Source organism: Anaeromyxobacter soli, assembly GCF_022808855.1.
Taxonomy (GTDB): domain Bacteria; phylum Myxococcota; class Myxococcia; order Myxococcales; family Anaeromyxobacteraceae; genus Anaeromyxobacter; species Anaeromyxobacter soli.
This window is the reverse complement of the sequence record NZ_JAKZLF010000010.1, coordinates 120,805-133,645: the sequence shown is the minus strand read 5'-3', so window position 1 is coordinate 133,645 and position 12,841 is coordinate 120,805. Positions and strand designations below refer to the sequence as shown.

General features: G+C 75.6%; 12 protein-coding genes. 8 read left to right on the top strand and 4 right to left on the bottom strand.

Features of this window, described 5'->3' with window-relative positions:
• Positions 1 to 18: 18 nt before the first annotated feature.
• The 6 genes from MLV88_RS09950 (at position 19) to MLV88_RS09925 (ending at position 7,118) form a co-directional block, all read left to right on the top strand.
• Positions 19 to 1,419, top strand: a complete 1,401-nt coding sequence (locus tag MLV88_RS09950) for a TolC family protein (RefSeq protein WP_242360111.1) — start codon at positions 19 to 21, stop codon at positions 1,417 to 1,419.
• A 56-nt stretch (positions 1,420 to 1,475) separates the two neighbouring features.
• Positions 1,476 to 2,792, top strand: coding sequence for a sensor histidine kinase (locus MLV88_RS09945; protein WP_242334437.1), 1,317 nt, complete (start codon positions 1,476 to 1,478; stop codon positions 2,790 to 2,792).
• Positions 2,789 to 4,156 (top strand): sigma-54-dependent transcriptional regulator, encoded by a 1,368-nt coding sequence (locus MLV88_RS09940; RefSeq protein WP_242334434.1) that lies wholly within the window; start codon positions 2,789 to 2,791, stop codon positions 4,154 to 4,156. Before MLV88_RS09945 ends, MLV88_RS09940 begins: the two co-directional genes overlap by 4 nt.
• A gap of 142 nt (positions 4,157 to 4,298) precedes the next feature.
• Positions 4,299 to 4,880 (top strand): hypothetical protein, encoded by a 582-nt coding sequence (locus MLV88_RS09935; RefSeq protein WP_242334431.1) that lies wholly within the window; start codon positions 4,299 to 4,301, stop codon positions 4,878 to 4,880.
• A 124-nt stretch (positions 4,881 to 5,004) separates the two neighbouring features.
• On the top strand, positions 5,005 to 6,636 hold the full coding sequence (gene pruA, locus MLV88_RS09930) for an L-glutamate gamma-semialdehyde dehydrogenase (protein ID WP_242334428.1): 1,632 nt from the start codon (positions 5,005 to 5,007) through the stop codon (positions 6,634 to 6,636).
• Entirely contained in the window at positions 6,633 to 7,118 is a 486-nt protein-coding gene (locus MLV88_RS09925) for a zinc-ribbon domain-containing protein (protein ID WP_242352544.1), read from the top strand. Before pruA ends, MLV88_RS09925 begins: the two co-directional genes overlap by 4 nt.
• A gap of 49 nt (positions 7,119 to 7,167) precedes the next feature.
• Here MLV88_RS09925 and MLV88_RS09920 read toward each other — a convergent pair whose 3' ends face one another.
• Entirely contained in the window at positions 7,168 to 7,809 is a 642-nt protein-coding gene (locus MLV88_RS09920) for a CGNR zinc finger domain-containing protein (RefSeq protein ID WP_242352546.1), read from the bottom strand.
• Positions 7,810 to 7,898: 89 nt separating this feature from the next.
• Between MLV88_RS09920 and MLV88_RS09915 the strand changes: the two genes are divergently transcribed.
• Complete coding sequence (locus MLV88_RS09915) at positions 7,899 to 8,114, top strand: hypothetical protein (RefSeq protein WP_242334419.1); 216 nt, start codon at positions 7,899 to 7,901, stop codon at positions 8,112 to 8,114.
• Positions 8,115 to 8,121: 7 nt separating this feature from the next.
• On the opposite strand, the gene MLV88_RS09910 is transcribed toward MLV88_RS09915, so the two are convergent.
• The 3 genes from MLV88_RS09910 to MLV88_RS09900 form a co-directional block, all read right to left on the bottom strand.
• The gene (locus tag MLV88_RS09910) at positions 8,122 to 9,480 is read right to left on the bottom strand and encodes a sensor histidine kinase (RefSeq protein ID WP_242334416.1); all 1,359 of its coding nucleotides are present in this window, start codon (positions 9,478 to 9,480) and stop codon (positions 8,122 to 8,124) included.
• On the bottom strand, positions 9,477 to 10,181 hold the full coding sequence (locus tag MLV88_RS09905; RefSeq protein ID WP_242352548.1) for a response regulator transcription factor: 705 nt from the start codon (positions 10,179 to 10,181) through the stop codon (positions 9,477 to 9,479). The genes MLV88_RS09910 and MLV88_RS09905 overlap by 4 nt, the downstream gene beginning before the upstream one ends.
• Positions 10,182 to 10,244: 63 nt before the next feature.
• Entirely contained in the window at positions 10,245 to 10,682 is a 438-nt protein-coding gene (locus MLV88_RS09900; protein ID WP_242334410.1) for a Spy/CpxP family protein refolding chaperone, read from the bottom strand.
• Between the two features lie 140 nt (positions 10,683 to 10,822).
• On the opposite strand from MLV88_RS09900, the gene MLV88_RS09895 reads away from it, so the two are divergent.
• Complete coding sequence (locus MLV88_RS09895; protein ID WP_242334407.1) at positions 10,823 to 12,841, top strand: ABC-F family ATP-binding cassette domain-containing protein; 2,019 nt, start codon at positions 10,823 to 10,825, stop codon at positions 12,839 to 12,841.

Genomic DNA, 12,841 nt, shown 5'->3' with positions numbered 1-12,841 from the left:
CGCCGAGGGAGGAACGGGATGATCGAGACCGTGCTGATGGTGTGGATGGTGACCGGAGCGGCAGGGGCGACGGCGGCGTCGACCGGGACGCCGACCTCGACCTCGGGGCCGGCGCCCACCTCGACCTCGACTCCGACCCCGGCCCCGACGCCGGGCTCGACCCAGCCCGCCCCCGCCACGCTGTCCCTCTCCGCCGCCCTCGCCGAGCTCGACGCGCAGAACCTCACCCTCGCCCAGGCCCGCGCCCGCGCGGACGAGGCCTCGGGCGTCGCGCGGCAGGCCGCCGCCCCGCTCCTCCCCACCCTCTCCGCGGGCGCGACCTACACGCGGAACAGCGACGACGCGATCGTCTCTCTCGGCGCGCTGCTCCCGCTGCAGCCGGGCCAGAAGCCGCCCGCGCCGATCGCGATCCAGCCGCTCGAGCAGCTCGTCGTCTCCGGCGCGGCGCGCGTGCCCATCCTCGTGCCGAACGCCTGGTTCGAGCTCTCCGCCGCGCGCAGCGGCGCGCGGGCGGCGGCGCTCTCGGCCGACGCGGCGCGGAGCGACGTGCGCGCCGGCTTCGCGCAGGCGGCGCACGCGGCCATCGCGGCGGAGGAGGCGGTCACCGCCTCCGAGCACGCGGCCGCGAGCGCGGCCGAGCTCGCGCGGAGCGCCGATCGGCGGGTCACCGCGGGCACCGCGGCGCCGCTCGACGCGCTGCGGGCTCGCACCGAGCAGGTCCGGCGGGAGAGCGATCTCGTGCGCGCGCGGGCCGAGCTCGAGCGGGCGCGCCTCGCGCTCGGGATCCTCCTCGGCCGCGAGACGCCGGTGCGGATCGAGGTCCCCGCCTCGCCGGCGGACGCGTCGACGGAGGAGCGCGACGGCCTCGTCGCGGCGGCGCTCGCCGGCCGCCCGGAGCTCGCCTCGCGGCGCGCCCGGGTGGACGCGGCCGACGCGCAGGTGCGCGGCGCCTGGGCGCGGCTCGCGCCGCAGCTCTCCGCGGGCGCCTCGATCTTCCGCTCGGACGTCGCGTACCCCACCGGCGAGAAGGACGGCTGGCGCGCCACGGTGGACCTCTCCTGGCCGCTCTACGACGGCGGCCTCCGCTACGGGAAGCGCCGCGAGGCCGAGGCGCAGCGCGCCGGCGCGGAGGCGGCGGCCGAGGCGGAGCGGCTCGGGGTGGTGCAGCAGGTGGAGGACGCGCACCGGGATCTCGGCGTCGCCGTCGAGCGGCTCCGGCTCGCGGGGACGCAGCGCGGCCTCGCCGCGGACGCGGCCGCGTCCGCGCGGCGCAGCTACGAGGCGGGCGTGGCCTCGAGCCTCGACGTCATCGACGCCAACGATCGCGAGTACGCGGCGGACATCCAGCTCGCCGACGCGCGCGCGCGCGCCGCCCAGGCGCGCATCGCCCTCGACCGGGCCGCGGGCCGGGCGCCCTGAGGAGAATCATGCGGCGGCGCACGGGCGAACGTATCCTTCCGGGCCGGAACGAGCCCATGCCCACTCCCCCCGGCCACCGCGAGATCCAGCACGAGGAGGTCTCCCGGCTGTTCGGGAAGATGGCCGGAGGCAGGCTCGCGGCGCTCCCGCCGATCGTGGTGCTGGCGCTCTGGCTCGCCTGGGTGGAGCCCGCCGCCTGGCGCCGCGTCGCGCTCCTCGTCGCGGTCGTCGGGATGTGCGTGTTCTTCGTCGCCGAGTGGGTGCGCTTCCGGCGGGTGGGGTTCCGGCCGGGCGCGATCCCGCGGAACCTCGTCGTCGCGACGTTCTGGCAGATGGCGATCACCGCCGTCACGGGCGGGCTCGCGAGCCCGTTCCTCTACATCGCCGTGCCGCTCGGGATGATCGCCGGCGTCTTCCTGCCCTGGCGCATGAGCTTCCTCCTCTCCGGCGTGCAGATCGCGGCGGTGTTCACCCTCGCCGCGCTCGGGGCGACGGGCGCGCCGGCCGAGCTGAACCTCCACGTCTTCGGCGGCGGCGCGCGGGTCGGACCGCCGGCCTACCTCTACACGCACGCCGCGATGCTCTCGCTCGTGTTCCTGTTCTCGAGCGGCGCGGGCCGCGCGCTGCGCTGGTCCTTCGACCGGATGATCCTGCGCGCGCTCTCGGCGCAGCAGGCCTCGCTCGAGGCGCACGCGCAGCGCGCCGAGGAGCTGACCGCGCTCTCGGCGGAGATCGCCCACGAGCTCAAGAACCCGCTCGCCAGCGTGAAGGGCCTCGCGGGCCTGCTGGCGCCCGGGGTGCACGAGGGGAAGGCCTCCGAGCGGCTGCAGGTGCTCCGGCGCGAGGTCGATCGCATGCAGGCGATCCTCGACGAGTTCCTGAACTTCTCTCGGCCGCTCGTCCCGCTCGCGCTCGGCGACGCGGACCTGGGCGCGCTGTGCCGCGAGGTCGCGGCGCTGCACGAGGGGATGGCGCGCGAGCGGGACGTCGCGGTCACCGTGCGCGCCGAGGGCGTCTCCGCCCGCTGCGATCCCCGCAAGGTGAAGCAGATCCTCATGAACCTCGTGCAGAACGCGCTCGACGCGAGCCCGGCGCGCGCGGCGGTCGAGCTCGACGTCGCGCGCGGCGCGGACGGCGCGGCGCGCGTGCGGGTGCTCGACCGCGGCCGCGGCGTCGATCCGGCGGTACAGGACTCGCTCTTCTCGCCAGGCGCGACGACGAAGCCGCGCGGCTCCGGGCTGGGGCTCACCATCGCGCGCGCCCTCGCCCGGCAGCACGGGGGCGACCTCGTCCTCGCCCCGCGGCCCGGGGGCGGCACGATCGCCGAGCTCGTCCTGCCGCCCGCGGCAGGGAGCGGGGGGTACGCGGCATGAGCCCGCTCGCGCGCGTCCTCGTCGTCGACGACGATCCCGGCGTCCGCTACACGCTGCGCGAGATCCTGGAGAGCGAGGGGCTCGCGGTGGACGAGGCGGCGGACGGCGCCGCCGCGCTCGCGCGGCTCGAGACCACGCCGGCCGACCTCGTCGTGACGGACCTGCGCATGCCGGGCATGGACGGCATGGAGCTCCTGCGCCGGGTCGCCGGACGGCCGGGCGCGCCGCGCGTCGTGCTCGTCACGGCGCACGGCTCGGAGCGGCAGGCCGTCGAGGCGATGAAGGCGGGGGCCTACGACTACTTCAAGAAGCCGTTCGAGACGGACGAGCTGCTCGCGGTGGTGCGGCGGGCGCTCGAGGCGGTCCGGCTCACGCACGACAACGAGCGGCTGCAGGGCGAGCTCGTGCTCTCGCGCTCCATGGTGTTCGCCTCGGAGGCGATGCGGCGGCTCGCCGTGCTCGTCGCGCGGGTGGCGCCGCGCGACGTGACCGTGCTCATCACGGGCGAGAGCGGCACGGGCAAGGAGCGGGTCGCCGAGGCGATCGTGCGCGCCTCGCGCCGCGCCGACCGGCCCTTCGTCCGCTTCAACTGCGCGGCGCTCACGCCGGAGCTCGCGGAGGCCGAGCTGTTCGGGCACGCGAAGGGCGCCTTCACCGGCGCGGTGCGCGCGCGGCCCGGCCTCTTCGGCGAGGCGGACGGCGGGACCATCCTGCTCGACGAGGTGGGCGAGCTCGCGCCCTCGGCGCAGGGGAAGCTCCTCCGGGTCCTGCAGGAGGGCGAGGTGCGCCCGGTCGGCGAGGAGCGGACGCGGAAGGTGGACGTGCGCGTGCTCGCGGCGACGCACCGCGATCTGCCGGAGCTCGTGCGGACGGGGAGGTTCCGCGAGGACCTCTACTACCGGCTCGACGTGGTCCAGCTCCGCGTCCCGCCCCTGCGCGACCGGCCCGAGGACATCCCGGTCCTCGCGCGCCACTTCCTCCAGCGCTTCGCGGAGCGCTTCGGGCTCGCCTCGCTGGCGGTGCCGGACGCGCTCGTGGACCGGCTCGCCGCCCACGCCTGGCCGGGGAACGTGCGCGAGCTCGAGAACGCGATCGAGGGGCTCGTCGCGCTCTCCCCGCCCGAGGGGCTCGACCTCTCGCTCCTGCCCGGCGGCGCGGTCCCGGCCGGCGACGTCGGCGCGGCGCCCTCGCTCAAGCAGCGCGTCGAGGCGTTCGAGCGCGGGCTCGTCGTCGAGGCCCTGCGCGCGGCGGAGGGGAACCGCAGCGAGGCGGCGCGCCGGCTCGGCATGTCGCGCGTCACGCTGCACGACAAGCTGCGCAAGTACGGGCTCGCCGGGGGAGGCGAGGAGCCGGGCGGGCGCTGAGCCCGGCGCCCCTCGGGCGCGCGGCCGCTCCCCGACGCGCATACACCCGCGGTGCATCGCCACGCGCCGCCGTCGGGGCCTCCCCGTCTTGCCTCCCCGCGCAGGCGCTCCTCGCCGGCGCGGGCGAGCCATCGTTCAGGCGATGGTCGCGTTCGCGCTCGCCCTGCAGCTCGTCGCCGCGAGCCCCTCCTTTGCCCCGCAGCCCTCGCTCGACGCCGGCGCGTTCCAGGGGCGGGAGCTCGCCGCGGCCGGCCTCGGCGTGCTCGCGGGCGACGCGCTCGTGGTGGGGCTCGGCTACGCCACGCTCCAGCTCTTCGCGAACGACACCTTCTCGCCCACCGCCGGCAACTTCCGCACCGCCGCCTTCGCGCTGGCGGGCGCCGCGCTCCTCCTGCCGCCGCTCGGCGCGACCGTGGCCGCGCGGCTGGCGCGCGTGAGCCCCGCCGCGGGCGGCTTCTGGAAGGCCTTGCTCCTCGCGAACCTGGGCCACGCCGCCGCGCTCGGCGCGGGGTACCTCGCCGCGCCGCGCTTCTGGGTGGTGATCCCGGTGCAGCTCGCCGGCGTCGCCGCCGGGAGCTCGGTGGGGCTCCACTGGGGCCCGCGGGCGCGGCCCGTCGTCCGGCAGGATCCGGGCGGCCGGGCGACGCCTCCGGGCCCCGCGCGGCCGGCGGCGGACGTGGTCGCGGAGGCGCAGCCGCTCTACCCGATGTGCCTGGATCGCTGATCGCCGGCGATGACGGTGAGGGGGGATCCGGCGCCGTGGGTGCGCCCGGCGCCCCCCGCGCGGCCGCGAGGCGGAGCTCGGGCTTCTGGGTTATCTTCCGCCCGCCCCGCACCCGGAGGAGCCCATGGCGAACGGCCTGTTCCGCATCCCCGAGCCCCGCAACGAGCCCGTCCTCTCCTATGCGCCCGGCACGCCGGAGCGCGCCGCGCTCAAGTCCCAGCTCGCCGAGCTCTCGGCGCACGAGATCGAGATCCCGCTCGTCATCGGCGGACGCGAGGTCCGCACCGGCCGGTTCGCCGAGGCCCGCGTGCCGCACCGGCACGGGCAGCGGCTCGCGCGCTGGCACCAGGCCGGTCCGGCCGAGGTCCAGGCCGCGATCGAGGCGGCGATGCAGGCGCGCAAGGCCTGGGCGGCGATGGACCCGCACGACCGCGCGGCGATCTTCCTCAAGGCGGCGGACCTCCTCGCCGGCCCGTGGCGGCAGGTGCTGAACGCCGCCACCATGCTCGGCCAGTCGAAGACGCCCTTCCAGGCCGAGATCGACTCCGCCTGCGAGATCATCGACTTCTGGCGCTGGAACCCGCACTTCATGCAGCGGATCCTCGAGGATCAGCCGCACTCGCCGCCCGGCCAGTGGAACCGGCTCGAGTACCGGCCGCTCGAGGGGTTCGTCTTCGCGGTCACCCCCTTCAACTTCACCTCGATCGCCGCGAACCTGCCGACGGCGCCCGCGATCATGGGCAACACCGTGGTGTGGAAGCCGGCGTCCTCGGCCGTCTACTCCGCCTGGCACATCCTGAAGCTCCTCGAGGCGGCCGGCCTGCCGCCGGGGGTCGTCAACTTCGTCCCGGGCAGCGGGCGCGCCGTCGGCGACCCCGCCCTCGCGAGCCCGGACTTCGCGGGCCTCCACTTCACCGGCTCGACCGGCGTCTTCCACGGCATGTGGCGCACGATCGGCGAGCACCTCGAGCGCTACCGCGGCTACCCCCGCATCGTCGGCGAGACGGGCGGCAAGGACTTCGTGTTCGTGCACCCGTCGGCGGACGTGGACGCCGCCGCCGTCGCGCTCGTGCGCGGCGCGTTCGAGTACCAGGGTCAGAAGTGCTCCGCCGCCTCCCGCGCCTACGTGCCCGAGAGCCTCTGGCCGCAGCTCCGCGAGAAGCTCCTCGGCATGACCGCCGCCATCAAGATGGGCGAGACCGAGGACTTCACCACGTTCATGGGCGCGGTCATCGACCAGCCCGCGTTCGATCGGATCAAGAAGTACATCGAGATCGCCCGCGCCTCCTCGCAGGCGAAGCTCCTCTTCGGCGGCCGCTGCGACGACTCGAAGGGCTTCTTCATCGAGCCCACCGTCATCGAGACGGTGAACCCCCGCTTCCAGCTCATGGAGGAGGAGATCTTCGGGCCGGTGCTGACGATCTTCGTCTACGCCGACATCCGGCTCGACGAGGCGCTCGAGCTGTGCGGCTCGACCTCGCCGTACGCGCTCACCGGGGCGGTCTTCGCGCGCGACCGGGAGGCGATCCTCGACATGGGCAAGCGGCTCGTCGACGCGGCGGGCAACTTCTACGTGAACGACAAGCCCACCGGCGCGGTGGTCGGCCAGCAGCCGTTCGGCGGCGCGCGCGCGTCCGGCACGAACGACAAGGCGGGCTCCATGGCGAACCTCATGCGCTGGGTCTCGCTGCGCGCCATCAAGGAGACCTTCGACCCGCCGACGCGCTTCGAGTACCCGTACATGCGCGAGAAGTGAGCCGGGCGCGGACCTTCTCGATGGAGCGCCCGATGCCCTGGAGCGTGCGCGTCGCCACGGCGGCCGTCGCGCTCGTCGTCCTCGTGCTCGTCACCGGCGCCGTGCTCGTCCTGCGAGCCCCGGAGCCCCGCCTTGCGCAGGTCGGTCAGCTCGGGCTCTACGCGGCGCTCTTCGCGGCGCTCCTCGCCGGGATCCTGACGCGCCGGCGCATCGCGTGGCTGTGGGGCCGGTTCCTCGGGTTCTTCCTGTTCGCCGTCGCGCTCGTGGGCGTCGTCGCGAACGCCTCGCGGATGCGGGCGTCCGAGGTGGCGGCGCTCGCCCTCGGCTTCGCCGGCCCGATGCTCGCGGTGAGCCTCGCGTTCGGGCGCCGGAGCGCCCAGGCCTGGTTCGGGCTCCTGTGCCCGAGCTGCGGCACGCCCTCCTCGCGCGGCGATCTCCTGCTGCGCAAGGTCCGGTGCCCGCGCTGCGGGGAGAGGTTCTAGGCGCGAGGCTTCCGCAGCGCGCACGCGGCGACGCCGCGAGGGAGAACGCTCACGCGCCGCCGCCGCCCTTCGCCCGCGCCTGGTGGCGGCGCGCCTTCGCGACGTTGCCGCAGTCCTTCATGGAGCACCACCGCCGCGTCCGCGCGCGGGTCTGGTCGAGGAAGAGCCAGCTGCACTCCTGGCTCTCGTGGAGGCCGCACACCCGCACGCGCTCGAGCTCGCCCGAGGTGAGGAGCTCGATCGCGGACTCGACGATGGGCCACAGCGGCGCCTCGAGCGCGGCGCTCGCGTCGTCCCACCCGAGCGCGTAGCCCTCGCCCTGCCGCGTGAGCCGCCGGTGCGCGAGCGCGCTCGAGAGCGCGGCGGAGAGGTGCGCGACGTCGGAGGGCGCGGGCTCCCGTCCCTCGGCGCGCGCGAGGAAGATCCGGAAGAGCGCCTCGCGCAGCGCGATCGCCTGGCGGAGCACGCCCTCCGCGTCACCGGGCCGGCGCCGCGCCTCGTCGAGGAGCCGGCTCGCGAGCCGCTCGTCCACCGCCGACGTCGCGCGCGCGAACGCGAGGAGGTCAGCGTAGCTCGCGAGCCGCTCCCGGGGCTTCACGTCGCGCGAGCTCACGGTGTTCGTGAAGTCGAGGCACAGCCGGCCGCCCGAGAGGTCGAATACCCGCGAGGGGGTCGTTTCCAGGGTCGCCACATAACCATCATAACGGCACTTGACAGGTTATGCGGGCGGCGGCAGATCTAACCTGCACACCGCATCATGCCGGTTAGACGGAGGACGTCATGGCTGCTCGCTCGATGAAGCTGTTCCTCTCCCCGCCCGCGACCCCGCGGGACACCTGGCGCGACCGCTGGCGCCTCGTGCGCGACCTGCTCGGCGGCGCGCTGGTGCTCGCGGTCTGGCTGTCGCTCTGGAGCTGGGTGGCGGTGGGCGTGGTGGGCCCGCTCTCGCGAGCCAACACCGCGCTCGAGCGCGACCGCGCGGCCGAGGTGCTGTGACGCCCGGTCAGGCGGCGGCCGCGTCGGGCGCCGCCGGGAGCCGCACCCGCATCGTCGTGCCCACGCCCGGCGAGCTCTCGGGGACGATCGTCCCCCCGTGGGCCTCGGCGATGCGCCGCGCGAGCGCCAGCCCCATCCCGACGCCGCCGGTGCCGCGGGCGCGGCTCCGGTCGGTGCGGAAGAACGGGGTGAACACCCGCGGGAGGTCCTCGGCGTCGATGCCGATGCCGCGGTCGCGGACCTCGATCTCGACCCCGCCGCCGAGGGCGGCGGCGGCGAGGGTGACGGGCGCCGGCGGCTCCGAGTACTTGGCGGCGTTGTCGAGCAGGTTCGCCACGAGCCTGCGCAGCAGCGCGGCGTCGCCGTCCACCTCCGGGAGCGACTCGGGCAGGACGAGCTCGAGCGTCCGGTCGGGGTTCGCCTCGCGGAAGCGCGCGGCGGCCTCGGCGAGGACCCCGTCGAGCTCCACGCGCGCCCGGGTGAGCGGCCAGGCCGGGCCGCCGCCGGCGGCGAGATCGAGTCGCGCCGCGGCGAGGACGTCCTCCACCAGCCGGTCGAGCTCGTCGAGATCCGTCCCGATCTCGCGGAGGAAGCGCCGCGCCCGCTCGACGTCCCCCTCGGCCGCGAGCTCGAGCGCGACACGGATGCGCGCGAGCGGCGTGCGGAGCTCGTGCGACACGTTCGCGAGCAGCTCCTGCTCGCCGCGCACGAGCCGCTCGAGCCGCTCCGCCATCTCGTCGAACGCACGCCCCAGCTCGCCCACCTCGGCGCGGCCCTTCACCCGGGCGCGCGCCGAGAGATCGCCCGAGCCGAGCGCGCGGGCGGCCAGCGTGAGCCGCTCGATGGGCGCGGCGATCGAGCGGGCGAGCGGGAACGAGCCGAGCGCGAGCGCGGCGAGGACGGCGCCGATGAAGGCGAGGCCGCGCAGCGGATCGGGGCTGGGCGGGCCCCCGGAGACGAGGAGCAGGCCGCCGTCCGCGAGCGGCACCGCCCGGCCGAACCCGTGCCGGTGGAGCCGGACGGGGTGATCGCGCGGCGGCGGGAGGCCCGCGAGGGCGGGGTCGAGCGGCGGCTCGACGCTCGTGGCGCGCAGGGCGCCGTCCGGCCCGTACACGGACGCGTCGAGCCCGAACGCCTCGCGCCAGCGCGCGAGCTCGTCGCGGAGCCGGGCCGGATCCGCCGAGAGCTCGGCCACCCGGGACGCCGCGTAGGCCGTCGCGCCGCGGCCACGCTCCGAGACGTCCGAGTGGCGCAGCGCCCAGCCGACCGCGGCGGTGGCGAGCGCGACGAGGAAGAGCAGGAGCAGCCCGTGCAGGTAGATCCGCCAGAAGAGGCGCCCGTGGCGGCGCGGCCGCGCGGGGGTCACTCGCCCTCCGCCGCGAGCAGGTAGCCGGCGCCGCGCACCGTCTTGATGAGCCGGGGGCGCTTGGGATCGTCGCCGAGCTTCTGCCGCAGCCGCGAGACGTGGACGTCGATGGAGCGGTCGAACGCCTCCTCGGCGCTGCCGCCCGCGAGCTCCATGAGCTGCTCCCGCGAGAGGATCCGCCCCGCCCGCCGTGCGAGCGCGTCGAGCAGCGCGAACTCGTAGCCGGTGAGCGCGATCTCGCGTCCCTCGAGCGTCACCCGCCGCGCGCCCGGATCGACGACGAGGGCCCCCACGCGGACGGTCGAGGCCGCCGGGCCGGCGCGTCCCCGGGCGCGGCGCAGGACCGCGCGGATGCGCGCGAGCAGCTCGCGCGGGGAGAAGGGCTTCGAGAGGTAGTCGTCCGCGCCGAGCTCGAGCCCCATGACGCGGTCCGCCTCCTCGCCGCGCGCGGTGAGGACGATGACCGGCACGTCGGAGCGGGCGCGCAGCTCGCGGCAGACCTCGAGGCCGTCCTTGCCGGGCAGCATGAGATCGAGCAGCACCGCCTCGTACCGGCCCGACAGCGCCTCCTCGAGGCCGCGCTTCCCGTCGGCGACGTGCACCACCGCGAGGCCGTGGCCCTCGAGGTACTCGCGGGTCAGCGCGGCGAGGCGGCGGTCGTCCTCGACGAGGAGGACGAGATCGGGAGTGGTGGCGGTCACGATGGGCATCTTAACCGTGCGGCTGCGGCCGGGGCGGCTCCTCCCCGGCCGCGCCGCGGTCGGCTACCGGTGCATCCGCCGCTCGAGCTTCTCCGCGAGCTTCGCGCGCTGGTCGGGCGTCAGGATCCCGTGCACCTCGAGCCCCGCGTCCACCGCCTCGTGCGCGAGGGCGCGCATCGCGTCCGCGCGCTGGTCGACGAGGGCGTGGAGCGCCGCCGCGTCGGGCGCGTCGGCCTTCCACGCCGCGAGGAAGGCGGCGCGGTCCTCGCCGCGCGTCCCGTGCAGCTCCTGTGCGCGGGCGAGGATCCGGTCCTTCACCGCGTGGATCCGGTCCCGCTGCTCCGGCGTCGCGTTCACCTCGTCGAGCGCCTCGTCGACGCGGGCGGTCACGAACTCGGCCATCCGGGCGGGGTCGTGCCGGTGGTGCCAGCCCCGGGCGAACCCCGCGAGGGCGACGACGCCCGCGGCGAGGACGAGGCCGAGGAAGATGGTCTTGCGCATGTGCTGTTCTCCTCTCGTCCGGCGCGGCTAGAGCGCCGGTCGCGGCCGCCCTGAGAGGCGTGCCGACGGTACGGAGGATGGGCGCCCCGCGTTGAGCGGGCTTGTTCGCGGCTTGAAGAAACGTTAACTCCTCGCGCCTCATGAGCCTCGTCGCCGGAAACGCGCTCTCCCTCGCCTACGGGCCGAAGGTCCTCCTCGACGAGGAGAGCTTCGCCATCGGCCCGCAGGACCGGATCGGCCTCGTCGGCGCGAACGGCACCGGCAAGTCGTCGCTCATGCGCATCCTCGCCGGGCAGCTCTCCCCGGACTCGGGCGACCTCGTCCTTCGCCGCGGCGCCCGCGTGGGCTACCTCCCGCAGGACGTCGCGGCGCTCCCCGACCTGCCGCTCGTCGACGCCGTCCTCGCCACCGTCCCCGGCCGCGCCGACCTCGAGCGCCGGCTCCGCGCCGCGGAGGACGCGCTCGCCGCGGCGGGCACGCCGGAGGAGCAGCTCGAGCTCTCCGCCGCGCTCGCCGAGCTGCACCAGGCGCTCGATCACTTCGAGGAGCGCTTCGGGCGGCACCGCGCCGAGCGCATCCTCGGCGGGCTCGCGTTCACGGCGGACGATCTCGGGCGGCCCGCCCGGACGTTCTCGGGCGGCTGGAAGATGCGCGCCGCCCTCGCCGGGCTGCTGCTCCAGGATCCCGACCTGCTGCTCCTCGACGAGCCCACGAACCACCTCGACGTCCCCACCCTCGAGTGGTTCGACGCGTTCCTGCGCGGCTCGCGGCGGGCGCTCCTGCTCGTGTCGCACGACCGCGAGTTCCTGAACCGGCAGATCGACCGCGTGCTCGCGCTCGAGCCGGAGGGGCTGCGCGCGTACACCGGCGACTACGAGGACTACAAGCGCCAGCGCGCGCAGGAGGAGGAGCGGCTCCTCGCGGAGGCCAAGCGGCAGGGCGCGAAGCGCGCGCAGCTCGAGGAGTTCATCGAGCGGTTCGGCGCCAAGGCGACCAAGGCGCGCCAGGCGAAGTCGAAGGAGAAGCTGCTCGAGAAGATGGACGAGGTGCAGGTGCTCGAGCACCGCGCCACGGTCCGCTTCCGCTTCGCCGAGGCGCCGCGCTCCGGCCGGGAGGTGCTCAGGCTCGAGGGCGTCCGGAAGGCGTTCGGGCCGCGCGTCGTCTACCGCTCGCTCGACGCCGCCATCCAGCGCGGCGAGCGCGTCGGCGTCATCGGCGCGAACGGCGCGGGCAAGTCCACGCTCCTCAAGCTCGTGGCGGGCGAGCTCGCCTCCGACGCGGGCGAGGTGAAGCTCGGCCACGGCGTCCTCGCCGGCTACTTCGCCCAGCATCATTTCGAGCGCGCGGAGCACGACGGCGACGCCGAGGGCGCGATGCGCACCTTCGGCGCGCTCGATCCCGAGCGCACCGTCCTCGACACGCTCTGGGATCTCGTCCCGGAACAGGGCGAGGCGTACGTGCGCGGCGTCGCCGGCTCGTTCCTCTTCTCCGGCGACGACGTCGAGAAGAAGCTCGGCGTGCTGTCCGGCGGCGAGCGGGCGCGCGTCGCGCTCGCGAAGCTCCTGCTCGTGCCGGCGAACCTGCTCGTGCTCGACGAGCCGACGAACCACCTCGACCTCGACTCGTCGGAGGCGCTCATCCAGGCGCTGAAGGGCTACGGCGGGACGCTCCTCTTCGTCTCGCACAACCGGAGCTTCCTGAACCAGCTCGCGACGGTGATCTGGGAGGTGAAGGACGGCGGGATCCTGCCGTTCCCCGGGAACCTCGACGACTGGCTCTACCACCAGAAGGAGCTCGAGGCCGCCGCGGCGGCCGCGGGCGCGAGCGGCGACCCCGCTCGGACGGGTCCCGGGGCGGCGGCGGCGCCCGCGAGCGACAGGGAGCGCCGCCGGCTCGAGGCCGAGGCGCGCAACGCCCGCTACCGGCTGGAGAAGCCGCTCCGCGATCGCATCGCCGCGCTGGAGGCCCGCATCGAGGGGCTGGAGCAGGAGGAGCGCGAGGCGACCGAGGCGCTCGCCGACCCGGCGCTGTACCAGGACTTCGCGCGCGCGAAGCCGCTCATCGAGCGGCAGCACGCGGCGAAGGAGGAGCTCGCGAGGCTTTACGGAGAGTGGGAGGCGGCGCAGGAGGAGCTCGCCGCGCTCCAGCCCGGCGGCTGA